19 protein-coding genes are annotated in these 23277 nt (G+C 67.3%); 1 reads left to right on the top strand and 18 read right to left on the bottom strand.

What is annotated here, in order from left to right:
• Positions 1–4: 4 nt before the first annotated feature.
• From HNR28_RS11160 to HNR28_RS11235, 16 genes are all read right to left on the bottom strand, one after another.
• Positions 5–553: a YaeQ family protein gene (locus tag HNR28_RS11160; RefSeq protein WP_151024097.1), complete on the bottom strand. Its 549-nt coding sequence runs from the start codon at positions 551–553 to the stop codon at positions 5–7.
• 144 nt (positions 554–697) lie between these two features.
• Positions 698–1747: a fumarylacetoacetate hydrolase family protein gene (locus tag HNR28_RS11165; protein WP_151024096.1), complete on the bottom strand. Its 1050-nt coding sequence runs from the start codon at positions 1745–1747 to the stop codon at positions 698–700.
• Positions 1748–2076: 329 nt separating this feature from the next.
• Complete coding sequence (locus HNR28_RS11170; RefSeq protein ID WP_151024095.1) at positions 2077–3066, bottom strand: fumarylacetoacetate hydrolase family protein; 990 nt, start codon at positions 3064–3066, stop codon at positions 2077–2079.
• Between the two features lie 29 nt (positions 3067–3095).
• The gene (locus HNR28_RS11175; RefSeq protein ID WP_249043881.1) at positions 3096–3851 is read right to left on the bottom strand and encodes an SDR family NAD(P)-dependent oxidoreductase; all 756 of its coding nucleotides are present in this window, start codon (positions 3849–3851) and stop codon (positions 3096–3098) included.
• Between the two features lies 1 nt (position 3852).
• Positions 3853–5133, bottom strand: coding sequence for a histidinol dehydrogenase (gene hisD, locus HNR28_RS11180; protein WP_151024094.1), 1281 nt, complete (start codon positions 5131–5133; stop codon positions 3853–3855).
• Positions 5130–7610 (bottom strand): efflux RND transporter permease subunit, encoded by a 2481-nt coding sequence (locus HNR28_RS11185; RefSeq protein WP_151024093.1) that lies wholly within the window; start codon positions 7608–7610, stop codon positions 5130–5132. The genes hisD and HNR28_RS11185 overlap by 4 nt, the downstream gene beginning before the upstream one ends.
• Before the next feature lie 10 nt (positions 7611–7620).
• Positions 7621–8763: a WD40/YVTN/BNR-like repeat-containing protein gene (locus HNR28_RS11190; protein ID WP_151024092.1), complete on the bottom strand. Its 1143-nt coding sequence runs from the start codon at positions 8761–8763 to the stop codon at positions 7621–7623.
• Positions 8764–9026: 263 nt separating this feature from the next.
• Positions 9027–9836, bottom strand: a complete 810-nt coding sequence (locus HNR28_RS11195) for a cyclase family protein (protein WP_151024091.1) — start codon at positions 9834–9836, stop codon at positions 9027–9029.
• 48 nt (positions 9837–9884) lie between these two features.
• Positions 9885–11018 (bottom strand): FAD-dependent oxidoreductase, encoded by a 1134-nt coding sequence (locus HNR28_RS11200; RefSeq protein ID WP_211369280.1) that lies wholly within the window; start codon positions 11016–11018, stop codon positions 9885–9887.
• A complete protein-coding gene (locus HNR28_RS11205; protein ID WP_244978274.1) occupies positions 11015–11407 on the bottom strand; it encodes a Rieske (2Fe-2S) protein in 393 nt (130 codons plus the stop codon). The genes HNR28_RS11200 and HNR28_RS11205 overlap by 4 nt, the downstream gene beginning before the upstream one ends.
• Positions 11404–12357: a VOC family protein gene (locus tag HNR28_RS11210; protein WP_151024089.1), complete on the bottom strand. Its 954-nt coding sequence runs from the start codon at positions 12355–12357 to the stop codon at positions 11404–11406. The genes HNR28_RS11205 and HNR28_RS11210 overlap by 4 nt, the downstream gene beginning before the upstream one ends.
• A gap of 43 nt (positions 12358–12400) precedes the next feature.
• A complete protein-coding gene (locus tag HNR28_RS11215; protein ID WP_151024088.1) occupies positions 12401–13561 on the bottom strand; it encodes an alpha/beta hydrolase family protein in 1161 nt (386 codons plus the stop codon).
• A 39-nt stretch (positions 13562–13600) separates the two neighbouring features.
• Positions 13601–14830: an MFS transporter gene (locus HNR28_RS11220; protein ID WP_151024087.1), complete on the bottom strand. Its 1230-nt coding sequence runs from the start codon at positions 14828–14830 to the stop codon at positions 13601–13603.
• A gap of 68 nt (positions 14831–14898) precedes the next feature.
• Positions 14899–16260, bottom strand: a complete 1362-nt coding sequence (locus tag HNR28_RS11225; RefSeq protein ID WP_151024086.1) for a DUF1329 domain-containing protein — start codon at positions 16258–16260, stop codon at positions 14899–14901.
• A 24-nt stretch (positions 16261–16284) separates the two neighbouring features.
• Entirely contained in the window at positions 16285–17970 is a 1686-nt protein-coding gene (locus HNR28_RS11230; RefSeq protein WP_151024085.1) for a DUF1302 domain-containing protein, read from the bottom strand.
• A gap of 34 nt (positions 17971–18004) precedes the next feature.
• Positions 18005–19132, bottom strand: a complete 1128-nt coding sequence (locus HNR28_RS11235) for an amidohydrolase family protein (protein ID WP_244978275.1) — start codon at positions 19130–19132, stop codon at positions 18005–18007.
• A 216-nt stretch (positions 19133–19348) separates the two neighbouring features.
• On the opposite strand from HNR28_RS11235, the gene HNR28_RS11240 reads away from it, so the two are divergent.
• Positions 19349–20287, top strand: a complete 939-nt coding sequence (locus HNR28_RS11240; protein WP_151024084.1) for a LysR family transcriptional regulator — start codon at positions 19349–19351, stop codon at positions 20285–20287.
• Here HNR28_RS11240 and HNR28_RS11245 read toward each other — a convergent pair.
• On the bottom strand, positions 20255–21751 hold the full coding sequence (locus HNR28_RS11245; RefSeq protein ID WP_151024083.1) for an AMP nucleosidase: 1497 nt from the start codon (positions 21749–21751) through the stop codon (positions 20255–20257). The two genes, HNR28_RS11240 and HNR28_RS11245, sit on opposite strands and share 33 nt — an antisense overlap.
• 142 nt (positions 21752–21893) lie before the next feature.
• Positions 21894–23231: a guanine deaminase gene (gene guaD, locus HNR28_RS11250; RefSeq protein ID WP_052355507.1), complete on the bottom strand. Its 1338-nt coding sequence runs from the start codon at positions 23229–23231 to the stop codon at positions 21894–21896.
• Between the last annotated feature and the right edge of the window lie 46 nt (positions 23232–23277).

Raw genomic sequence — 23277 nt, forward strand, 5'->3', positions numbered from 1 at the left:
AGGCTCATTCCGCCTCGCGCAGGCAGCGCACGTCCAGGCTCGCGTCGCCACGCTCGCACGACACCCAGGCCGTGCGGTCGGTGACGTTCACGCTCAGGCTCATGCTGCGTTCGGCCAGCGCCGCCAGGGCGCGCGTGGCCTCCGTGTCCAGCACATGGACCTGCAGGTTGGCGGCGCGCTCCAGCTTGCCGCGCACCCCGGACCACCAGACGTCCGCGCCGCGCCCGTAGGCCAGCACGATCACCCGGTCCGCCCGGCCGCAGGCCTTCAGCACGCGGCGCTCGTCGGGCAGGCCGACCTCGATCCACTGGCGCACCGCGCCGGTCAGGTCCAGGTTCCAAAGATCGGGCTCGTCGGTGTCGCTCAGCCCCCGCGTGAAGACCAGCCGCTCGTCGGCCTCGACCCACAGGGCGTAGGCCAGCAGCCGCACCATCAGGCGCTCGTCGGTCTCGGACGGGTGCCGCGCGACGGTGACGGCATGGCTGCCGTAGTAGGCGCGGTCGTTGTCCGCGACGTGGAGTTCGGCTTTGTAGACGGTGGAGCGCAGGGCCATGGATGGAGACAGCCAGCAAAAAGGGGATAGTCTACCGCGTGTCCACCGCGTGCACGGCAGGCCATCCGACACAGGCCATCCGATGCGCCGGAATGCCCCGCCAGACGGACGCGCGCACGCCGGCACCGGGGCGCCCTGCCCGATTCAGGCCATCCCAGCCTCGGACGCGATACAGACGTTGCGCTGCATCCCGAGCCCGCCGATGGTGCCTTCCAGTACGTCGCCAGGCTTCAGGTAACGCCCGAAGTGCGTGCCGTTGCCCGCCGGCGAACCGGTGATCAGGATGTCTCCCGGCCAGAGCTGCACCTGGCTGCTCAGGTATTCGATCAGCCGCGGAATCGTGAAGATCATGTCGGCCGTGCTTTCATCCTGCATGACCCGGCCGTTCAGCTTGAGGGTGATGCGCAGATCCTGCGGGTCGGGAACCTGGGAGGCCGGCACAAGATACGGTCCCATCGGACTGAAACCCGGCAGCCCCTTTCCCATCACCCAGTCGGTGCCCAGCGCCTTCAGGTCCTGGCGATGCACCCGGGCGCGGTTCGTGATGTCGTTGACGATCGTGTAGCCAGCAATGCAATCCCGGGCCTCGTCCCGCGACACCCGGTAGCAGGGCTTGCCGATCACGACCGCCAGTTCGAGCTCCCAGTCGGGCTGCTCGACATGGCCGGGAATCCGGATCGGATCGTACGGTCCGGCGATCGCGGACCAGGGTTTGGTGAAGATGTAGGGGGCGCCGCGCTCGGCACGCTCGTCCATCAAGCGCACGGCATAGGCCCGGCATTCATCGGCCGACATGCCCTGGGTGGCCGGATCGCCGCGCTGATCCACGATCAGGTCGATCACGTGCTTGCGATAATTGGCGCCCGAACAGAAGAACTGTCGCGGCCGTTCGATGGGCGCATGCACGCGCAGGCGGCCCACGTCGACCGGTTCGGCGGGCAGTCCCTGCCCATGCGTCCAGCAGCCGGCGAGATGGTCCGCCAGGCGCGACAGAGCAAGAGCGTTGCCGGCCCAGTCGTCCAGCATCGTCAGCAGGGATTCGATGCCCGTCAGGGGAGTTCCCAGGCGCCGGGACAAAGGCTGCAGCCCCGCCAATGCCAGCACCTTGCCGTCCATCACCAGCCCCGGAAAACCGGGCGAACCCGCAAGCGAAAAAGTTCCCAGCGCATAGGCGCCCGATGCCGCAATGGCCATGGTGTCAGTCCCTTATGGCAAAGCGACGGAAGCCGCGAGACCTCGATCCGTGCGCCCAGCGGCACGGCCTCCCGTCCGGGCCGGCGGCGCCCGGCGGATCGGCGTGCCGGCCTCCGTCATGTCTGAATCCAGGCGCCCTGGCCGCATCATCCCCCCGTTCGGAGCGTCTCTCGCACCGGGCTTCGATGACGGCCTGAGGCCGAAAGCCGATCAGTTTACGACGATCCTCGCCCTGCGGCCGCATCCGGCCTTGATGGCCGGCTCGCACGACGGGCTGGCAGGGCCACCGGCGGCCGGACGAAAACCATCAGTCGCGCAGCCGGTCTCCTTCAGGCCGCGGCCTTCGCGGGCACCATGCGGTGGTCGATCGCCCCGAAGACGCTCCGTCCATCCTCGCCGAACATCTCGAAACGCAAACGTTCCCCGAATGCGAGGAAGGGTGTCCGGGGCGCGCCCTGATCGATGACTTCGACCGCGCGCCGCTCGGCCAGGCAGGCGGAGCCCACCGCGCGATGATTGCGGTTCGAGAAGGTGCCCGATCCGAGGATGGTGCCCGCCCGCAGGTTGCGGTTGTACGCCAGGTGAGCCACCAATTCGCCGAAACCGAAATCCATCTCGCGCCCGTTGGGGTGGCCGAATGGCTCGCCGTTGCGGCTGACGTGCAGGTCCAGCGCCACCCGTCCACCCGACCAGGCCGCACCCAGCTCGTCGGGCGTGACAGCGACCGGAGCGAATGCCGTGGATGGCTTGGCCTGGATGAAGCCGAAGCCCATGGACAGCTCGCGGAACAGGTGCGCCCTCATGCTCATGTCGTTGAACAGCATCAGCAGACGAACATGGGACAAGGCCCGCCCGGGATCGACCCCCATCGGAACATCATCGAGCACGACGGCGACCTCGCCCTCGAAATCGCCCTGGTCCGATTCCTGCGGAAAAGGATAATCGTCCTGCGCCCCCAGAAAATCATCGCTCTGGCGCTGAACCAGGATGGGGACGCCCGGTGTTTTCTTGACCGTCAGCCGGTAGGCCTCCTCCATGATGTTGCCATGGTTGAGAAAGGCGGAGGCATCCACGAACTGGTAGGCGCGCGGCAACGGCGCCAGGGCACGCGCCGGATCGAAGGCGAAGCTGTCGGGAGCCCGCCCTGCATCGAGCAGCTCGTACCGCTGCCGCAACACGGGTTCCAGCGCCTGCCACCGCTCCAGTGCCGCCTGCAGGGTCGGCGCAATGTCCACCGCCATGACCGCACGGCTCAAATCCCGGGAAACCAGCGCAAGTGCGCCGTCCCGCTCACCATTTCTGATGCTTGCGAATTTCATCTTGCAACTCCTGAAAAATTCTTCGCGGATCATCCCAGCTGGCGACCGCCATCGACAGGAATGACGGCTCCCGTGGTGAAGGCGAGGCTGGTGGCCGCCGCCACCACGGCGGCGCCGACCTCCCGGGGTTCGGCCAGCCGGCCCAGCGGGGTGCGTCCCGCCTGTTCCGCATGCCAGCCAGGATCCATCTGCCGGACGAAATCGGTCTCCGCCAGGCCGGGCGATACCGACACGACGCGGACATGCGGCGCCAGCGCCCGGGCCAGCGAGCGGGTCATGTTGTCAAGCGCGGCCTTGGAGGCGCAGTACATGACGTTGCTGCCCATGGCGCTGACCGCCGCAATCGACGAGATGTTCACAACCAGCCCGTAACCATGCGCCATCAGCAGGGAGCGGAACGCACGGATCGCCGCGTAGGGGCCGCGCACGTTGGTCGCAAGTATCTCGTCGATCAGTGCGTCGTCCAGTTCATCGAGATGCGCATGCGGCACGAACCGGGTCGTTCCTGCGCAATTGACCAGCACATCGCAGCGTCCGTAGTGCTGCCGGACCTGCCGCGCCAGATCCTCCAGGGCGGCGCTGTCCGTCACGGGCGCGCGACGCGCGCTGTGCGCCGGAACGGCGCGCGGCAAGGCGGCCGCCAGCGCATCGGCACGCGCACGGCCATGGTGATAGCCGACCACGACGCTGGCGCCGGCCGCGGCCAGCGCCTCGCAGATGGCGGCGCCGATGCCGCCGGCACCGCCCGTGACCACCGCTACCTTGCCCAGCAGGCTCCCGGCCACGTCAGGCCGCCTTCAGCCGGCGCACGCGGATGTCCGCCTGCTCCTTGTGCCCGCTCAACTGCTCATAGCCGCACAGACGGGAACAGTACTCGCCGATCATGACGCTGGCCTCGTCCGTCAGCACCCGCTGGTAGGTATGGGTCTTGATGAACTTGCCCACCCACAGCCCGCCGGTGTAGCGGCCGGCTCCCTGGGTCGGCAGGGTGTGGTTGGTGCCGATGACCTTGTCGCCATAGCTCACGTTGGTTCGATGCCCCAGGAACAAGGCGCCATAGCAGGTCATGTTGCGCAAGTACCAGTCGGGATCGCGGGTCATCACCTGCACGTGCTCGGAGCACAGCCGCTCGGCTTCCTGCAGGGCTTCCCCATCGGTATCGCACAGAATGATCTCGCCGTAATCCCGCCAGGAGACTTCCAGCACGCTGGCCGACGGCAGGCGAGCGCGGACCCGTTCGATCGCCTCCGGCAATTCGTCGGCGATCTTGCGACTGGTGGTGATGCAATACGCCGGCGAGGTCGGCCCATGCTCGGCCTGGCCCATCAGGTCGACGGCCACCAGTTCAGCGTCCACCGAATCGTCGCAGATGACCAGCGTCTCGGTCGGCCCCGCCAGCAGGTCGATGCCGACCCGGCCGAACAACTGCCGCTTGGCTTCGGCCACATAGGCATTGCCGGGTCCGACCAGCATGTCCACCGCCGGGATGCTGCCGGTGCCCAGGGCCATGGCGGCAACGGCCTGCACCCCGCCCAGGCAGTAGATTTCGTCCGCCCCCGCCAGGTGCATGGCCGCCACGATTTCGGGGCACGGCCGGCCCTGGAACGGAGGCGCGCAGGCGATCACGCGCTTGACGCCGGCCACCTTGGCCGTCAGGACGCTCATGTGGGCCGATGCGATCAGCGGATATTTGCCGCCCGGTATGTAGCACCCCACGGAATTGACCGGGATGTTGCGATGCCCCAGCACCACCCCCGGCAGCGTCTCCACTTCGACGTCGTGCATGGAATTGCGCTGGATCTGGGCGAAGCGGCGGATCTGCGCCTGGGCGAAGCGAATGTCCTCCAGCGTGCCGGCAGGCAGGCTGTCGATGCACGCCCGGATTTCGGCCTCGCTCAGGCGGAACGACTCCGGCGCCCACTGGTCGAATTTTTCGGAATACTCGCGGACGGCCGCGTCGCCGCGGGCTTCGACGTCGGCCAGAATGGCTTCGACCGTGGCGCGGACCCGGGCATCGAGTTCGGCCTTGACCGCCTTCGACTTGCCCCGCTTGATGTAATGAATCATGAAACACTCCGTTCTTGCTTGAATGAATGCGTTTGCCTTTTGCGCCGGAACCAGCTTGGCCGGCCCCGAAGTCCCCACGCGCCGGATGCCTGCCGGGACGAAGCCTCGGGCAGCAGGAAGTAGGCCAGCGCCGGCAGCAGGACCAGGGCGCCCACCATGTTCCACAGGAACATGAAGGCCAGCAGAATGCCCATGTCGGCCTGGAACTTGATGGCCGAGAAAGCCCAGGTGGCCACTCCGGCAGCCAGGGTCAGCCCCGTGAGCAGGACAACCTTGCCGGTGAAGGCCAGGGCCTCGTAGTACGCCTGCGACAAGCTGCGTCCCGCGCGAATCTGCGCCAGCGTGACCGAAAGGATGTACAGGGCATAGTCCACGCCGATCCCCACGCCCAGGGCGATCACCGGCAGGGTCGCCACCTTCACCCCCATCCCCAGCCACACCATCAGGGCTTCGGCCAGGGCCGAGGTCAGCATGAGCGGCAGGACCGCCACCAGCACCGCGCGCCAGGACCGGAAGGTGACGAAGCACAGCACGACCACCGCGCCATAGACCAGCAGCAGCATCCGGCGCCAGGCTTGCTCGACCACGATATTGGTCGCCGCGTCGATGCCGGAAGTCCCGGCGGCCAGCTTGAACCGGACCGCCTCGCCGTCGTTGCGGGCGGCAAAGGCCTCGACGTGATCCACCAATCGCGTCAAAGTGTCGGCCTTGTGGTCCCGCAGATAGACGTACACGGTCAGCAGATCGCACGCATCGTTGTACACGCCCCGGGGCGCGCTGGCCGTCGCGAAATTGAGCATTTCCTGATTGCGGATCAGCGCCTGCCATTTCGGATGGCCCTCGTTGAGCCCCATCAGCATGAAGCGGTTCAGACGCGCGAGCGATTGCGTCGATTCCACCCCCGGCAGCTGGCGCAGTTCCCACTCCAGCGTGTCCACCCGGCGCAGGGCCTCATAGTTCGCACAGCTGGCGCTGCCGCCCTTCGGCGTCTCCGCCATGATGGCGAAGACGTCGCTGCTGGCCCCGAAATGGTCGTTCAGGAAGGCCACGTCGCGGTTGTAGCGGGAATCGGCCCGCAGTTCGGGCGCCCCGGGGTCCAGGTCGCCGATCTTGAGCTGCCGGCTGCCCAGCACGCCCAGCACGCCCAACGCCACGGCAGCGGATACCGCCAGCCACGCGCCGCGGCCGCGCGTGAACCGGTCCAGCATCCGCCAGAAGGGGTGCCGCTCTCCCATTTCCGCCCGCTGCTCGATCCGCAGGCTGCGGGCCGCGGCGGCCGGACTCACGCCGGTGTAGGACAGCAGGATCGGCAGGAGGATCAGGTTCGTGAAGATGAGGACGGCCACCCCCAGGCTGGCGGCGATGGCCAGTTCCTGGATGACGCGGATATCGATGACCAGCAGCACGGCGAATCCGACCACGTCGGCCAGCAGCGCGGTCAGCCCCGCCAGGAAGAGCCGGCGGAAGGTATAGCGCGCGGCGACGTACTTGTGCGTCCCCCGGCCGATGTCCTGCATGATGCCGTTCATCTTCTGCGCACCATGGCTCATGCCGATGGCGAAGACCAGGAACGGCACCAGCATCGAATAAGGATCCAGGTCGTAGCCCAGGCCTGCCACCAGGCCCAGTTGCCACAGCACCGCCACCAGCGAACTGAGCACCACCAGCGCCGTGGAACGCACACAACGCGTGAACCAGTAGACCACTGCTGTCGCGATGAGTATCGCCAGGGCGAAGAACAGCAGCACTTCCTGCAGCCCGGCGATCAGATCGCCCACGATCTTGGCGAACCCGGTGATGTGGATGGCGATCCCATTGCCCTGGAAGCGCGTGCGGATGGACTCGAGCTGCTGCGACAGGCGGTCGTAATCGAGCTCGGCGCCATCCGGCAGCCGGCTCAGCAGGGGCACGAAGATCACGCTGGACCGCCGATCGCGGGCCACGATCTGCTGCGCGTCGCCCGAACGCATCACATTGGCCTCGAGCTGCCTCAGGCTGGCGGCGGAACCATCGTAGCCGTCGGGGATGATCGGGCCGCCCTCCATGCCGTCCTCGGTGACGCCGACCCAGCGGGTGCCGGGCGTCCAGAGGGACTTCATGCCAACCCGGTCCACGCCGGGCAGCAGGAACACTGCATCGTTGATCTGGCGCAGCGTTTCCATGTAGGCGGCGTCGTAGATGCTCGCGCCCTCGTGCTCGACGGCGATCCGCACCGCATTGCCCAGGCCCTGGAGATCCTGCTTGTGCGCCAGGTAGTTGACGATGTAAGGGTGTCCCGTTGGAATCGTCTTTTCAAAACTGGCATTCAGGCGCAGGCCCAGCGCCTGCCACCCCAGAAGGATCGACACCAGGAGGCAGGACACCACCACCAGCAGGCGGTGATTGAACAGCACGCGCTCCAGCCCGGAGCCCGACGCCCGGTCGAAATCAGCCAGGCGTGCGACGACCGGCTGCTCGGCGGAAGAATGAATATGCATGGTGTTTCCTTCAATCGCGCAGGATCAGGGATTCGGCGGACTTCCTGACGATGCCCTGCAGCGTCGTCGCCAGCAGGATGCCTTCCGGCAGCAGGGTCAGGCTCGTCACCTGCGGCAGCCGGACCGCATCCAGGGCGCTCAGGCTGCGGCCCATGTCCGTGCTGGCATATACCTGCCCGGACTGCGTCGCCAGCAGCAGGCGGCCATGGTCGTCCAGGGCGCTGGCGATGACGGAGGCATGCTCCGGCACGGGCACCGGCTCCCAGCGCTCGCCGCCCGCCGGCCGGCGAAACGCCCGCCCCCTCAGCCCGGCGACGACCAGATCTCCGCGCGGACTGGCCCGCAAGGTGAAATAGCTGCCCTGATACGGCGTGGTCACCTGGCGGAAATGGGCGCCTCCATCGCGGGACAGGAGCACCAGCCCCTGCTCTCCCGCCAGGTAAAGCCCCTCGGACGTGGACTGGATGGCATACAGGTGCAAGGCCATCGGGTTTTCCACCTGCGCCGCCAGGCTGTGCCAGCTCCGTCCGCCGTCCACGGTCCTCAGGATCAGGTTGTAGGCGCCGACGACCAGGCCATGCCGCGCATCGCTGAAATACACGTCCAGGAACGGCTTGTCGGGCCCATCCGCCACCATCCGGCGGGCCGCCGCGAGATGCCGCGCGGCCCCTTCGGAAGCCGCGTCCAGTGCCAGTGCCGCATCCAGCATGCGCTGCGCCGCCGTGCGGCCATCGAGCTGGCGCTCCCAGGTCTGCCCGCCATCGCGGGTATGCAGCACCGTACCGAAATGTCCTACCGCCCAGCCTTCCTGCGGTGTGGGAAACGTGACCGCGGTCAGCGTGACGCTCACGGGAACCTGCGCCTGGCGCCAGCTGCGGCCGGCATCGTCGGACCACAGGATCAGGCCGCGCTCGCCTACCGCCACCACCCGCGACCCCGCCCGCGCGATCGCCTGCAGGGCGGCGCGCTCGGGATGCTCGACCCGCAGGGCGGGGCGTTCATCGGCTTCGGGCATGGCCCGGCTAGCGCCCGGCGCAGCCAGGCCGAAAATCGCCGCGCCCATCAGGATCAGTCCCGGCAGCACCCGCCGGCCCGCGGCGCCGGCCGCGATGAGGGCGGCCGGCCTGCGGCCGCGAAATATTCCGCTTTTCACTACTTGTCTCCAGAAATCGGCAGCCGTGTCCGGGACTGCCGCGGCGCCGAAGACTGTTTTCGCTTCGTACGCCGCACCCGCTCAAGATAGCGGCTTGCCAGGTATCCGAAAAATCGTTTCTTGAGATTCGAGGAATCCGCCAAACCGATGGATTGCCCAATGAGGTGCCGGGGTTGAGATGCCGGGCGGGACACTGCGCCCGGCGAAAAAAAGCAACCCCACCACGCAAGGCGGCAGGGTTGCCCCACTGGAGGCGGGCCGGCTTAGCGCGGCAACGCCATCAGCGCATCGTCGAAAATCGCCACGGCCCGCGTCCAGCCAGCGGACCCGCCGCGCACCTTGTGCGGAAAGCAGCTGACGAAAAAGCCATCCGGCGGCAAGGATTCGAGGTTGTGCAGTTTTTCCAGGTGGCAATACCCGATGTCGCGCCCGGCCTTGTGGCCTTCCCAGATGAGCGATTTGTCGCCGGTCTGCGCCACCTTGCGCGCCGTATGGGAAAACGGCGCATCCCAGCTCCAGGCGTCGATGCCCGTCAGGCGCACGCCGCGCTCCAGCAGGTACATCGTCGCCTCGCGGCCCATGCCGCAGCCGCTTTGCACATAGTCTCCCTGGCCATAGCGCTCTCCCGCGCGCGTATTGACCAGGACGATATCGAGCGGCTGCAGCACATGGCCGATCCGTTCGAGCTCGTCGGCCACGTCCTGCGCCGTCGCCACGTAGCCATCAGGAAAATGGCGGAAATCCAGCTTGACCCCCGGCTGAAAGCACCATTCCAGAGGGACCTGATCGATCGTCCAGGAGGGCTTGCACTCGCCCAGGGCGGCGTCCTGGGTCGAATGGAAATGCCAGGGCGCATCCAGGTGCGTGCCGCTGTGCGTCGTCAGGGTCACCCATTCGGCGGCGGCGGCCTCTCCGTCGGGGTAGTCCTCCGCGACGGTTCCCGGAATCATGTCCAGGAATTCGTGCAAAGTATCCTTGTGCGTCATGTAGGTGATCTTGGGCGCCAACGGCGGCGGATCGGACAATACATCGTTTTCCAGAAAGATCGAAAGATCGACGAAACGTCTGCTCATGGCAGCTCCTGCTGTGTGTTGGACATACGATCGGAAGGCGCCATCGCCTCAGATGGACGCCGTCAGCGCCTGCATGGATTCCCGCAGGATGCGGCCATGCTCTTCCTTGTCGCCGCCCTCCATCTCGATGCGGCACAGGCGCTCGGAGTTGTGGATCACCATCCGGCAGCGCTCCCAGCGCCGCGCATGGAAGGCGTCCAGCGCCGCCTGCAGATCCGCATGCCGGCCCAGTTCCTCTCCCAGGACGATGCCGCTTTCGATGCCGATGCCGGCGCCCGAGGCCAGGTGCGGCGTGGTGGCCGCCACCGTGTCGCCGATCATGACCACGCGCCCCCGGTTCCAGGGCAGCGGCACCAGGAGATTGCCCAGCGGCCGGTAATCGATGGCGGCCTCGGGAGCATGGACGTATTGAATCAGCGACTGGACGTCCGGCGCGGTAAAGGGCCGCATCAGACCGGCCACGACATCGGCCCAGGTGGCTTCGTCGATGTGCGTCTTCACCGGCCGTTCCTCGGTGAGGAACATGTACATTCGCGTGGGCGATACTGGATTGACGCCGATCTTGACCTTGCGGCCCAGCCACATCCGGGGGCGCGCCAGGTCGGGCAGGCGCGGCAGCACGGCGCGCCAGACCCCCTGGCCGATATATTCGGGCGGCGCGACCTCGGGGAAGAACAGCTCCCGCAGGCGCGAATGCACGCCGTCCGCGCCCACCAGCAGATCGTAGCGGCCCCGGGTGCCGTCGGTGAAATCGACGTCCACGCCCTCGGCATCCTGGACGACCTCCTTGAAGGTGGTCCCCAGCCGCACGGAAACGCCGGCCTGGCGCGTCGCATCCGCCAGAATGCGCGCCAGGTCGGGGCGCATGATGCCGCCTCCTCCGGGCACGTCCGATCCGACCACGGGCGGGGTCGGCAGCCGCCCGATGCTCGCGCCTTCCGCCGTGTAGACGTCCACCCCGTCCGACGTGACCCCGTACTCCTTGAACCGCTCGTACACGCCCAAGGTTTCCAGCGCGCGCAAGGTGGCGCCGTTGATGGTGATGCCCGCACCCAGCGGACACCACTCGGAATCGATTTCCACCAGATCCACGGCGATGCCTGCCCTGCGCATCCGGATGGCCGCCGCCATCCCGGAAAACCCGCCGCCCACCACCAGCGCTGTATTGACTGCTGCCATCATTGCTCCTCACTCTTGTCGTAATAAATATGGATCTCGCCCCGTTCGTCCACCCGCAACGGAACCGGCGTCAGGGATTCGCCGCGGCAGGGACCCTGCACGCACAGGCCGCTGCCCGGAAGGAAACGGGCGCCATGGGCGCTGCAGACGATCCGCGTGCCATCGCCGCTCATGTAGGCGTCCTTGCGCCAGGCCATGGGGGCGCCGGGGATATGCGGACAGGAATTGCGCCACGCATGGAGCGCCCCGGCCTGCCGGACGACGAACACCGTATCCCGATCCTCGCCCAGGGGATCGAAGCCGCGCGCCAGCCCTTCGGACACCTCGCCCGCGGGACACAGGCGGATCCAGCCCGCCGTCCCGGCCCGCGCTTCGGCCAGCGCACCCATCATTGGTAATCACCGTTGGGAGGGCAATCGGGACCCGGCAGCCACTTCTTGCGATAGCCCAGCAGGAACGCCTGGGAATTGTCCGCGCTGATCGGCCACCGCCGCGGCGTCCAGCCTTCGTCATGCAGGTCCATGTCGGCATCCATCTCCATATGGCAGGCCAGGGGACTGTTGAAATACCAGAACCAGTTCGAGCCCAGCACGTGCCGCCCCGGCCCCCAGAAGGCCTGGTAGCCCTTTTCGACGAAGCGGCTGCCGTTCTGGAGGACTTCGGTCGGGCCGCCGAAATGAAAGGTGAAATGCTCGACCCCCTGCATGTGGGCCGGCGCCTGGATCAGGAAATGCGTATGGTGATCCTGCGTGCCGGCCGGCTGGATGAACGGCCCCATGCCTTCAAAGGCGTCGGTGACGCGGAACCCCAGCCGTTCGGTATAGAAGGCCGTCGCCCTGGCGCAATCCGGCACGAAATAGACGATGTGCGACAGCGTCCGGGCGATGATCCGCGGCGCCTGGAGATCCACTCCCAGGGTATTGGGGCCGCGCTGCGCAGGTGCGCCGGGGGCGTTCACCCGCTCGGGCGCCTGGCCGTGCGCACGCCGCACCGTCACCCGGAAGCCCAGCACGAAACCCATGTCGTCGACCGACTCCAGCGAACCATCGTCCAGCCGGCGGACTTCCCGGTCCTTGCCCAGTTCCTGCGCGATCTGCTCCAGCGTCGCGGCATCCGCCACGCCCAGGATCGTCTTGCGCAGCATGCAGCCCGTCTCCAGCGGCGCCGGCAGCGCCGGATCCTCCGACCGGGCGATCCTGACGGCCGTGCCATCCAGAGCCTCGAAACGCCCGCCCGCGGCCGAGACGCCGACCGGCAGCAAACCGTAGTCCTCCAGGTAACGGGCGCATCCAGACACGTCCTCTACGCCGAAGACCACCTCATCCAAACCAATGATGTTCATGAACCACCTCCTGATGAATTGAAAACCGTCCTGAATGCCGGAATCACACGGCAACTCGGCCCCCCAGGGCCTCTGCCACCCAATCGGCGATATAGGCGCCCGCATTGGCGCTGTTGTCGAAGCTGCTGTGCTGCACCCCGCCCTCCCGATCCGTGAAGATCTTCAGCTCGCGGCGCGGGCTGTTCACCAATTGATCATAGGTGCGCTGCGCCCACTTGAGCGGGATCTGCGAGTCCTTCTCCCCATGGGTGACCAGGAACGGCACGCGGATGCGGTCCAGGATCCCGTCCAGGTGGACGTGCTCGGCGATCTCCATGAACTCCTCGAGGGTCCCGCCGCCCCAGACCCAGCGCACGTGGTCCCAATAATGCGGCACGGGGAAGTCGCCCTCCCTGGCCAGGCGCTTCTTCTGCACATCGCGCCAATCGTGATTCGCGCCCCAGACCACTCCCATGGCGAAACGCGGCTCGAAGGCCACCGCGCGCGGGCAGTAATATCCGCCCAGCGACACCCCCTCCAGGCCGATGCGCCGGGGATCGACATCCGGACGGGTTTCCAGCCAGTCCACCACCTTGCTCGCCCAGCGCTCGCTGTCGTGCACCGCCTTCATGTTCCACAGGCGCAGCGCCTCGCCCGTGCCGGGCTGGTCGATCACCAGCGAAGCCACGCCGCGCTGCGCCAGCCAGCGCGGCAGCCCCACAAAATATTTCATTTCCTTCGTGGAATCCAGGCCGTTGACCTGCACCAGAATCGGCTGGCGCCCATGGACGCCCTCGGCCCGCACGTAAAGACCGGCGATGTGGCCATCGCCATAAGGAATCTCGACTCGCTCGCAATTGGCGCCGGACAGCCGGATGCCGCGCCGGAACGCCTGCTGCGTGCGCTCGTACAGGCCAGGGCGTTCGGGATCGCCGTGCCCCAGCATGCGCTCGGCCGTCAGGTAGTAGATCGAGGCGCGCTGCAGCTTGTCGCCCGCGGAGATCGATCGGCCCCGCGCCTCGTCTTCGGCCGCCAGTTCGGCCAGCCTGTCGCCCATGCCGACCCAGCTCTGGCGGAAGGCCGCGGTTCCCTGGGCGTCGGGCTGCTGTGAAGCCTGCATCAATGGGCCGCACATGGCCTCGATCTCGCCCATGCGGGCACCCATCTCGATGGCCAGGTTGATCGAAAGATTCCAGACGTAATTGGTCGGAAAATACTTGAACACATCACACTCCTGTTGGGCGGCAATGAAAGCGGGCCGGGATCACCGGCGCCGCGCACCGCCGCCGATCGAAAATTCATGAGCCGCCTTCCTGGCTGCCAGCGCCACCACCAGCAGGATCAGCGCTGCCGGCAGGACCGCCAGGCCGATCCAGGCCAGCGCGGCCCCGACCCCTCCCACCGCCTTCGACAGCCCCACCACGAGCAGCGGGGTGAGGAATTGCCCGCCGAAGAAGGCGGCCATCCAGGCTCCCGTGCCGAAGGCCCGCTTGCGGCCCGGCAGCCCCTCCATGTTCCAGCACAGCAGGGTCGGCAGCATGAGTCCCGCACCGAATCCGGTCACCAGCACGCCGGCGAGCACGCCGCGATCCGTGGCCGCCGAGCCGACGATCAGAAAGCCCACCGCGGGCACGCCGAAGCTGAGCGCCAGGCGCAGCAAGGTGGTCGTCCCCATCCGCAGCAGGACGCGGAAGGCCAGGGATCCGAGCACGACCGCCAGCTGCCCCGCGGCCGCCACGCCGCCGATCACGGCGGGCGAGCGCACGCCCACGGCCTCCATGAGGTAGCCGATGTGGACCTGGATGGCCATGAACAGCACGGCGCCCAGCACGGTCACGAGGCAGATCAGACACTGGCGGGAGGCGCTGAACTCGTCCTCGCTCTCGCCAGCGCCCCCATCCTGCGCAGGCACCCTGCGGACCGGCTCCCACAGCATCAGGGACACGGCGAGCATCAGCGCCAGGCTGCCGGCATAGACGGCGAAGGGCGTGCGCCAGCCGTACTCCCCCAGGACCCCGCCCAGACCCAGGAACAACACCGCCGAAATCGAGGAAAAGGTGGTGTTCAGCGCCAGATACCGGTCGCGCTGCAGGCCGCTGTAGTAATCGCCGATCAGGGCGGTGCAGCAGATGGCGATCAAGGCCTCGGCCAATCCGACGCCCAGCCGCGACGCCAGGATCAGGTCCAGCGAATCCAGCCACACCGGTGCCGTGCCGAACAGAGCGTACAGCGCCATCCCCAGCACCAGCAGGGCCTTGCGCCCGACGCGATCGGCGGCGGCGCCGATGAACAGGGACAGCACGGCGACCACCAGGGCGGGCAGCGTCAGCGTCACCGGCACCAGATAGTCGGCCCCCGGCACGGCGGCGAAATGAGACTGCATCAGCGGCAGGTTGGGCGCGATCAGCACCGAAGCCATCACCGCCATGCAGCCGCACAGCAGCAGCAGATAGGCATGGCGGGGCCGGGCAGCCGGAACCACGGTCTCTTTCATTCGATCTCTCCTTGGAGAATCCGGATCGGCACGGACCGGGACGCCGCCCGGTCCATGCGCGCCCGGCGTCAGCGGATGCCTTCCCCGGCCATTGCCTCGGGCGTGAAGGCCGTATCGGGGTAGCGGCCCACCACCTTGTATTGCTCCTTGGATTCATTCATGGCGCCGTCGTAATACCAGGCACCGGACAGGAGATCGTAGAAACCGGAATTCTGCGGCGACGCGGTGGCCGGGAGGTCCGGCATGACGATGGGGTTGGCGAAGCCCGTCTGCCAGAGATTTCCCTTGGCGTCCCAGTGATCGGCCAGGACGGCGGTCCAGGTATCCTCATCCAGGTAGTAGCGGCGCTTAGAGGCCAGGTGCCGCTTGCCCTCCGCGACCGTCGCCTCGATCACCCAGACGCGATGCAGCTCGTAGCGCATGTCCTCGGGATTGATGTGATGCGGCATCAGCACGTCCGCCAGCGGCCGCTGCAGGACCCGGTTGGCGTTGTAGGGGACGTACATCTCCTGCTTGCCCACGAGCTTCCAGTCGAAGCGGTCCAGCCGGCCGGTGAACACATCGACCTGATCGAAGGACATGATGCCGGCGCTGGCGGGGGTCGGGGTGTCGCAGCAGGCGTTGGGCAGCTTCTTGACCCGGCGCTGGCCGGTCAGGTACACCCAGGTCTGGGTCTCGTCCGCATCGAAGGCCTCGCGCCCCACGATCGCCTCCCCGGCGCGGATCGGCGGGCCGTAATTCAACAGGCGGATCATCCAGAAGACCTTGCCCATCGTTTCAGGCGAGCCTTTCTGGAAGTAATAGGGCATCTGGAAATCGCCCGAGGCCATGACCGAGTTCACCCGATCGCCGCTGGCCGTGCCCTGGATGCCGTGCACGTCCACGTGCCAAGCCGAGCCGCGCCAGCGCAGCAGATGATTCCACATGGCTTCCGCCCCCGTCTTGGGAATCGGGAAGGGGATGCCCCCGTAAGCCCCCTCGGGGACGTCGTTCACCAGCGTCGCGCGGGTGGCGTTCTGGAACGTGTTGTCGTAGACCCATTGTGGCGCGGCGGCGGTGCGATGGGTCGGGTAGACATTCACCCGGAAGGTGTCGGGATACTTCTTCAGCATCGCCTGCAGGCCGTCCGACAGCTTGTCGGCGTGCTGCGCCATATTGCCGGCATCGATGACGAGCACCGGCTTTTCGTCGGCAAACGGGTCGGGCCGCCGGCCGCCGTTCACGAACCCCGGAATCGGGGTGGTATGGCCGCCCGTCCAGGCGGGGATCGCGCCGTCCGCACTGCCTGCCTTCTCTCCACCCAGAGGGGTCAGGTCGGTCTTCAGGCGGGCAGCCTCTTCGGCGGTGACGGCGGCCCGGACCTGCATGGCCGCCGTCAGGCAGGTCACGCCCAGCAGGGCCGGCGCCAGAATCTTGTACAGGGATTTCATCGCTGTCTCATCCAGTCTTGGAGGTTAGAAAGTGCGCTGCAGCGTGAACGAGACGAAGTCCCGGTCCGCCAGGTGCTGCTTGTAGGAGCCATGCGGGTTTCCATCCGATCCGTATTCCAGGAACGTGCCCACGGGGCCGAAATAGTGGGTGTAATTCAGGCCGAAGCGCCACGCATCCAGGTAGCTGCCGGACACCCCCACGCTCACGTCGCCCACGCGCTTGCCGTAGAAGGACCCTACGGCCATGGAATTGCCCTGCAGGCCATAGCCGACGCTGATCGGCACGGACAGGTCCACTCCCGGAAACACCTGGCGGTATTTGGGCGTGTAGGTCACACGCAGATTGGAGGCGTCCCGGGTTGCATTCGGATTCACGGCATCCTCGTTGCTGGTGATCCGGGTCACGCGGTTCCAGGCGATCTCGGCCATGAGATCGGCCTCGCGCGCCAGGAAGTTCGGCCCCAGGCTGACCATGGCGGACAGGTTCAGGTGCAGAGTGTTGCCCACGGCATACAGCGCCCGATCCTGGTTGTCCGCCAGGCCGGTCACGTCCAGCCGGGCATCGCTGCTGAGCGGTGCGTTGTGGCGCAGCGAAAGCTCGCCGGCCAGGTTCACATTGCCCACCGAGGCCGTGGCGCTGATCCCGTAGGCGCTCACGTCTTCGGGATAGACCATCACATACGAGCCCACGCGGCCGGTCGCGAAATTCGGCATGCCGGCAGCCGGACGCAGGTAGAGCTGCGGAGTCTTGTCGTGATATCGCACGGCATACAGGCCGTAATCCACTTCGCCGATGCGGAACTTCAGCTGCAGGCCGCCCTGGCCGGAATTCCGTGCTTCCACGTCGTCGCCGCGGAAGAACGCGGGGGCGTTGGCGAAAGGCCCGCCCGCGTGGCCCACGAGCATCCGCTCGCCGCCATCGCCGAAGAAATCGACCCCCGAGAAATAGCTGCCGGCAGCGGGCAGGCGGCTTTTCTCCCACTCGAACTGGTAGTACGCCCCCAGCGCCACGCTGGGCGTGAGCTGCAGTTGCGCGGACACCTGATTCACCGGGCGCATCAGTTCCTTGAACTGCGTGCCGGGCACGGATTGCGCCTTGATGACGTCGATGGGCGCCTGGGCGTTGGCAATGCCATTGGCGCCGAAGAACAGGGTTTCGCCCCACACCAGCGAATGGCGTCCCAGGCGCATGGTCAGCGGCCTGTCGCCCAGATCGGCACGGCCGAACACGAAAGCGTCCAGTAGCTCGACGTTGCGGCCATGGGCCCGGCGAGTCTCGGCCGTGTAGCGGTCGTAGGAACCGGACCAGATATTGGACGTGCCGGGCGCATCGTTCTGGTTGCGCCCCATATATTCGGTGTCATACCAGGCCGCCCCGCTGACGCGAAAGCCGTAATGCCGTTTGTAGACGAAATCCAGTTCGCTCAGCAGATCCAGGCGATTGGAAATCAGTCCCGGCTTGCGGAAATTCCGGTCTCCGTCGTCCGTATTGGGCCAGTCGGGCCCCGGCTCGGCAAGCAGCCGGGCATCCGCCCCCTCGACCCGCCACGCGGCGGAATACTTGACCGTGGTATCCCAGAGCACCCGCACGTCGGGATTGTCCAGATCCAGTTGAAACGCCTGCGCGGACGGGGCGCCCAGGGCCGCCAGCAGCAGGCCGGCAGCCCCGATCCGCAGCGGTCCGGCCAGGCCCGCATTTCGCGCTCGCATGCTTCCTCCGATGGTCATCGTGTCTCCTCGTTCGTCATTTATAGGTAGGTGTGCCGGCCGGCTCTTCACAGGCCGATGTGCGGGGCGCGGCCGGCGCCAGCCCCAGCAGCCGGGCCGCGTTGCCGCCCAGGATTCCGGCCCTCTGCGCCTCGCTCAGGCCGGGGATGGCCGAGATAAGGTCATGGACGCCGTAATCGCCCATGTCGAAGGGGTAATCGGTGCCCACGACGACCTGGCCGGCACCCACGCGATCGATCAGATGGCGCAGGGCCTGAGCGTCGTAGAGCAGGCTGTCGAACCAGATCTGGCGCAGATAGTCGCTCGGCTTGCGCGCCATGGCCGCAGCTTCGGGCCGCACCCGGCTGCCATGGTCCGAGCGCCCGGGATACAGCGGCAGATAGCCCCCGCCATGCGCCGCCAGGATGCGCAGCTTGGGATGACGGTCCAGCACACCGCCGAAAATCAGGTGCGACAGGGCGATGGTGGTTTCCAGGGGCTGCCCGATGATGTTGGACAGATAGCTCTGATGCAGGCGGCTGCCCAGCCCGGTGCCGAAGGGATGGATGAACACCACGCACTCCAGCGCCGCGGCGCGCGCCCAGAAAGGTTCCAGGACGGGATCGTTCAGCTCCCGCCGGCCGACGTGCGTGGAAATCTCGACGCCGCGCAGGCCCAGGCGCAAGACGGCGTCCTCCAGCTGCGCGATGGCGAGTTCCGGATGCTGCAGGGCCACCATCCCCAGTCCCAGGAAGCGCGGGGAACACCGGGCGCAGCATGCGGCGATGGCCTCGTTCTGCACGCCGACGATGGTCTCGGCCAGATCCGGCTCGGCCCAGTAGCAATACTGCGTCGGCGATGGACTCAGAACCTGGATGTCCACGCCCATGGCATCCATTTCGCTCAGGCGCAAATCGACGCTCACCAGCCGGGGCGCGGCATGCGGCAGCATGTGGAGGCGGTTGTGGTTCCTGGAGGCCTCTCCCATGGATTCCGCCAGCATGCGGATCTCGGCCTGGCGGGCAGGCTGGGCCGCCACGAGCGCGTCGACCTCCGGCACCAGGACGTGGCAATGCAGATCGACGGTGTACGCATGCGGCCCGACCGGATGCCGCGACAGGCTGGCCAGGCACTGCGGCGGGCAATCTCGGCCGCAAGTATGCAAGCGGATATCTGACACTGCGTGGTCTCCTCTGACCGCATTTCCGGGCGTCTTCTGAATGCGCCCTGCAAACAAGTGTCAGAAAGAGTAAATTCTTTCGATCAATCCAAAAAATCGTTTGATCCGATGTTTAGTATCTGTGAAACGGATACTAAACACGCCAGCGGCGGCCATCCACGCGCGCGAGACGGCCACGCCACGCCACCGAGGAGATTTGCCATGCGTTTCAACCGGCTCGATCTGAATCTGCTAGTGGTCCTCGACGCCCTGCTCACCGAGCGCAACATCACGCGCGCGGGCGAGAAGATCTTTCTCAGCCAGTCGGCCACCAGCGGCGCCCTGGGGCGCCTGCGGGAATTCTTCAGCGACGAGCTGCTGGTGCAGGTGGGGCGCAAAATGGTGCTGACCCCGCTGGGGGAAAGCCTGGTCCGGCCCGTGCGGGCCACCCTGATCCAGATCCAGACCACGATCGACATGCGGCCGGAATTCGATCCGGCCGTCGCCGAACGCAAATTCACGTTGGTCATGTCCGACTACACGTCCACCGTGCTGATGCCCGACGTCATCCGCGCCGCCAGCCGGGACGCTCCCGGCATCAGCTTCGAGATCCTGACGCCCTCCGACGATCCGCTCGAGCAACTCGAACGCGGCGAGGCCGACTTCGTCCTGCTGCCCGATCACTTCATCGCTCAGGGACACCCCTCGTGCCATGTCTTCACGGAAGACTTCGTCTGCGTATGCTGGGAGGGCAACCCGATGGTCGGCGAGACCCTGAGCGCGCGGCAATACCTGGACATGGGCCACGTGATGGTGCGCTTCGGCAGCCAGCTCAACCCCAGCCTGGATGAATCGCTGACCAAAAAATCGGGTATCGAGCGCAAGGCCGAAGTCGTGTCCACGACCTATGCGGCCATCCCCCACTATGTGATCGGCACGAACCGCATCGCGACCCTGCAGCGCCGGCTGGCGTACCTGTGGGCGCACTACATGCCGCTGCGCATCCTGCCGCTGCCCGTGCATCTTCCCAAGGCGGGCTGGAGCCTGCAGTGGCACCAGTACCGCGACATGGACCCGGCTACCCAATGGATGCGCCGGCTGATCGTGGGCGTGGCCGGCGCCCGTCCCTCACTTGAACGCCGTTTCGATGAAACTGCGTAATTTACGCGAGTGCAGGCGCTCGCCGGGCATCTCGCGCAGGTGTTCCAGCGCCCGGATGCCGATGTGCAGGTGCTGGCTGACCTGGGTGCGGTAGAAGGCGGTGGCCATGCCCGGCAGCTTGAGTTCGCCGTGCAGCGGCTTGTCCGACACGCACAGCAGCGTGCCGTAGGGCACGCGGAAGCGGAAGCCGTTGGCCGCGATGGTGGCCGATTCCATGTCCAGGGCGATGGCGCGCGACTGCGACAGGCGCTGCACCGGCTCCTGCTGGTCGCGCAGTTCCCAGTTGCGGTTGTCGATGGTGGCCACCGTGCCGGTGCGCATGATCTTCTTCAGTTCCCAGCCCGACAGGCCGGACACGTCGGCCACGGCCTGCTCCAGGGCGACCTGGACCTCGGCCAGCGGCGGCACCGGCACCCACAGGGGCAGGTCGTCGTCCAGCACGTGGTCCTGACGCACGTAGCCGTGGGCCAGCACGTAGTCCCCCAGCCGCTGGGTGGTGCGCAGCCCCGCGCAATGGCCCAGCATCAGCCAGGCCGACGGCCGCAGCACGGCGACGTGGTCGGTGATGGTCTTGGCGTTGGACGGCCCCACGCCGATGTTGATCAGGGTGATGCCGGTGTGCCCCGGGCGCTTCAGGTGGTAGGACGGCATCTGCGGCAGCGGCACCGGCCCCGTGCGGGGCTCATCCAGGTTGTCGCGCGTGACGATGCGGTTGCCGGGCTCGACCAGTTCCGTGTAGCCGCCCGTGCCGCGGGCCAGCGTCTCGCGCGCCCACTGGACGAAGCCGTCGACGTAGAACTGGTAGTTGGTGAACAACACGAAGTCCTGGAAATGCACCGGCGCCGTGGCCGTGTAGTGCTGCAGCCGGTGCAGGGAATAGTCGATGCGCGGCGCGGTGAAGGGCGCCAGGGGGCGGGCCTGGTTGGCGCGGCCGCGCCAGGTGCCGTTGACGATGGCGTCGTCGGTCACCGCCAGGTCGGGCACGTCGAAGTGGTCGCGCAGGGTGTGGCCCGGGACCTCGGAGTACTCGCCCTCGACGTACTCGCCTTCCGGGAAGGCGAAGTGCAGGGGGATGGGCAGGTCGGACTCGCCGATCTCCACCGGCACGCCGTGGTTGCGCAGCAGCAGGCGCACCTGTTCGCGCAGGTAGTCGTGAAACAGGCCGGGCTGCGTCACCGTGGTCATGTAGACGCCCGGCTCGACCAGGTGGCCGTAGGACAGGCGGCTGTCGATTTCCTGGTAGGAATGCACCCGGATGCGGATCGCCGGATAGCAGGCGCGCACCCGCTGGCCGGTCTCCAGGCCGTTGACGCAGTATTCGCGGAAGGCGTCGCGGATGAAGGCGGTGTTGCGCCGGTAGATTTCCAGCAGCCGGTCCACCGCCGCGTCGGCGTCCTCGTAGCTGGAGAACGGGATCAGCGGCGGCAGCCGGGTCGGGCGCGCGGTGTCGATGAATTTTTCCATGCGCCCGATTATGGCAGGTCTGCGTGAACTTTTGCCGCCGGGATGAGCCTGGCCACCGGATCATGCCCACGGGCGGTTCCGCGCCGGGCGGGTCCGGGCGGCCTGCAGGCCGCGAGGTGGACGGAAGACAGGGAACTGCCTCTTACCCCCGCCGGTGCACCTCCCGCCCCGCCGCGTAGGTGGCGGCGATGGCGCGGTCGTCGCCCAGCATCGCCAGGGCGAACAGCAGTTCCTCCAGCGATTCGGCCAGGGCGCTGCGGCGCTCCAGCAGCGGCGTGGCCTTGGGGTCCAGGACGATGAAGTCGGCCTCGGCGCCCGGCTCCAGCGTGCCGATCCGGCCGGTCAGGCCCAGGTGCTTGGCGGCGCCCTGCGTGGCCTGCCAGAACATGCGCCGCGCCGTCAGGTAGTGGCCCGACAGGCGCGCGATCTTGTGCGCCTCGTTCATGGTCAGCAGCATGGAGAAGGACGAGCCGCCGCCCACGTCGGTGGCCAGGGCCACCGGCATGCCGAAGTCCTTGGCCGCCGCGAAATCGAACAGGCCGCTGCCCAGGAACTGGTTGGACGTGGGACAGTGGGCGGCGACGGCGCCCGCGTCGCGCATGCGCCGGCGGTCGTCGTCGTCCAGCCAGACGCAGTGGCCGTAGACCGAGCGGGGCCGCAGCAGGCCGTAGCGGTCGTAGATGTCCAGGTAGCTGCGGTAGCCGGGGAACAGGCCCATGACCCACTTCACCTCGTCGCGGTTCTCCGACACGTGCGACTGGATGAACACGTCCTGGTAGCGTTTGGCCAGCTCGCCGCACAGGCCGAGCTGCTCGGGCGTGGAGGTGGGCGCGAAGCGCGGCGTCAGGGCGTACAGCTGGCGCCCCGTGCCGTGCCAGCGGCGGATCAGGTCCTCGCTGTCGCGGGCGCCGGATTCGGCCGTGTCGCGCAGGTATTCGGGACAGTTGCGGTCCATCAGGACCTTGCCCGCCACCATGCGCAGGTCGCGCGCGTGGCTTTCCTCGAAGAAGGCCTGGGCCGAGCCCGGATGCACGGTGCAGTACACCAGCGCGGTGGTGGTGCCGCAGCGCAGCAGCTCGTCGAGGAAGAAGCGCGCCACGTCGCGGGCGTATTCCGGATTCTCGAAGCGCCGCTCGGTCGGGAAGGTATAGGTTTCCAGCCACGGCAGCAGGCCCGGCGCCGGCGAGGCGATCATGTCGGTCTGCGGGTAGTGGATGTGGGTGTCGATGAAGCCCGGCGTGATCAGGCGGCCGCGCCAGTCGTTGACCGGCGTGCCGGGGGGCAGTTCGCCGATCAGCCGGTCGTAGTCGCCGCACTGCTCGATGCGGCCGTCGCGCACGACCAGCAGGCCGTCGCGGATCCATTCGCAGGCTTCGTCCTCGGCCTTGGGGGTATCGCGGAAATACAGCAGCTGGGCGCGGTAGGCCTGCGGGCCGGACGCGGTCGATCGGACGGGCGCGGACGGGGTCGTGGACGTCATGAGGTCTCCTCGGTCGTGGTCTGCGGGCCGCAGTCCGCCTGCGCGG

Origin of the sequence: Castellaniella defragrans (assembly GCF_014203015.1) — a bacterium.
Classification (GTDB): domain Bacteria; phylum Pseudomonadota; class Gammaproteobacteria; order Burkholderiales; family Burkholderiaceae_B; genus Castellaniella; species Castellaniella defragrans.

Excerpts from the sequence above, each read along its gene's own strand:
- HNR28_RS11200 (WP_211369280.1), bottom strand. The coding sequence starts at position 11,018 with ATGATGGCAGCAGTCAATACAGCGCTGGTGGTGGGCGGCGGGTTTTCC.
- hisD (WP_151024094.1), bottom strand. The coding sequence starts at position 5,133 with ATGATTCATTACATCAAGCGGGGCAAGTCGAAGGCGGTCAAGGCCGAA.
- HNR28_RS11170 (WP_151024095.1), bottom strand. The coding sequence starts at position 3,066 with ATGAAATTCGCAAGCATCAGAAATGGTGAGCGGGACGGCGCACTTGCG.
- HNR28_RS11205 (WP_244978274.1), bottom strand. The coding sequence starts at position 11,407 with ATGATGGGTGCGCTGGCCGAAGCGCGGGCCGGGACGGCGGGCTGGATC.
- HNR28_RS11210 (WP_151024089.1), bottom strand. The coding sequence starts at position 12,357 with ATGAACATCATTGGTTTGGATGAGGTGGTCTTCGGCGTAGAGGACGTG.
- HNR28_RS11220 (WP_151024087.1), bottom strand. The coding sequence starts at position 14,830 with ATGAAAGAGACCGTGGTTCCGGCTGCCCGGCCCCGCCATGCCTATCTG.
- HNR28_RS11160 (WP_151024097.1), bottom strand. The coding sequence starts at position 553 with ATGGCCCTGCGCTCCACCGTCTACAAAGCCGAACTCCACGTCGCGGAC.
- HNR28_RS11245 (WP_151024083.1), bottom strand. The coding sequence starts at position 21,751 with ATGGAAAAATTCATCGACACCGCGCGCCCGACCCGGCTGCCGCCGCTG.
- HNR28_RS11185 (WP_151024093.1), bottom strand. The coding sequence starts at position 7,610 with ATGCATATTCATTCTTCCGCCGAGCAGCCGGTCGTCGCACGCCTGGCT.
- HNR28_RS11195 (WP_151024091.1), bottom strand. The coding sequence starts at position 9,836 with ATGAGCAGACGTTTCGTCGATCTTTCGATCTTTCTGGAAAACGATGTA.
- HNR28_RS11240 (WP_151024084.1), top strand. The coding sequence starts at position 19,349 with ATGCGTTTCAACCGGCTCGATCTGAATCTGCTAGTGGTCCTCGACGCC.
- guaD (WP_052355507.1), bottom strand. The coding sequence starts at position 23,231 with ATGACGTCCACGACCCCGTCCGCGCCCGTCCGATCGACCGCGTCCGGC.
- HNR28_RS11230 (WP_151024085.1), bottom strand. The coding sequence starts at position 17,970 with ATGCGAGCGCGAAATGCGGGCCTGGCCGGACCGCTGCGGATCGGGGCT.
- HNR28_RS11165 (WP_151024096.1), bottom strand. The coding sequence starts at position 1,747 with ATGGCCATTGCGGCATCGGGCGCCTATGCGCTGGGAACTTTTTCGCTT.
- HNR28_RS11225 (WP_151024086.1), bottom strand. The coding sequence starts at position 16,260 with ATGAAATCCCTGTACAAGATTCTGGCGCCGGCCCTGCTGGGCGTGACC.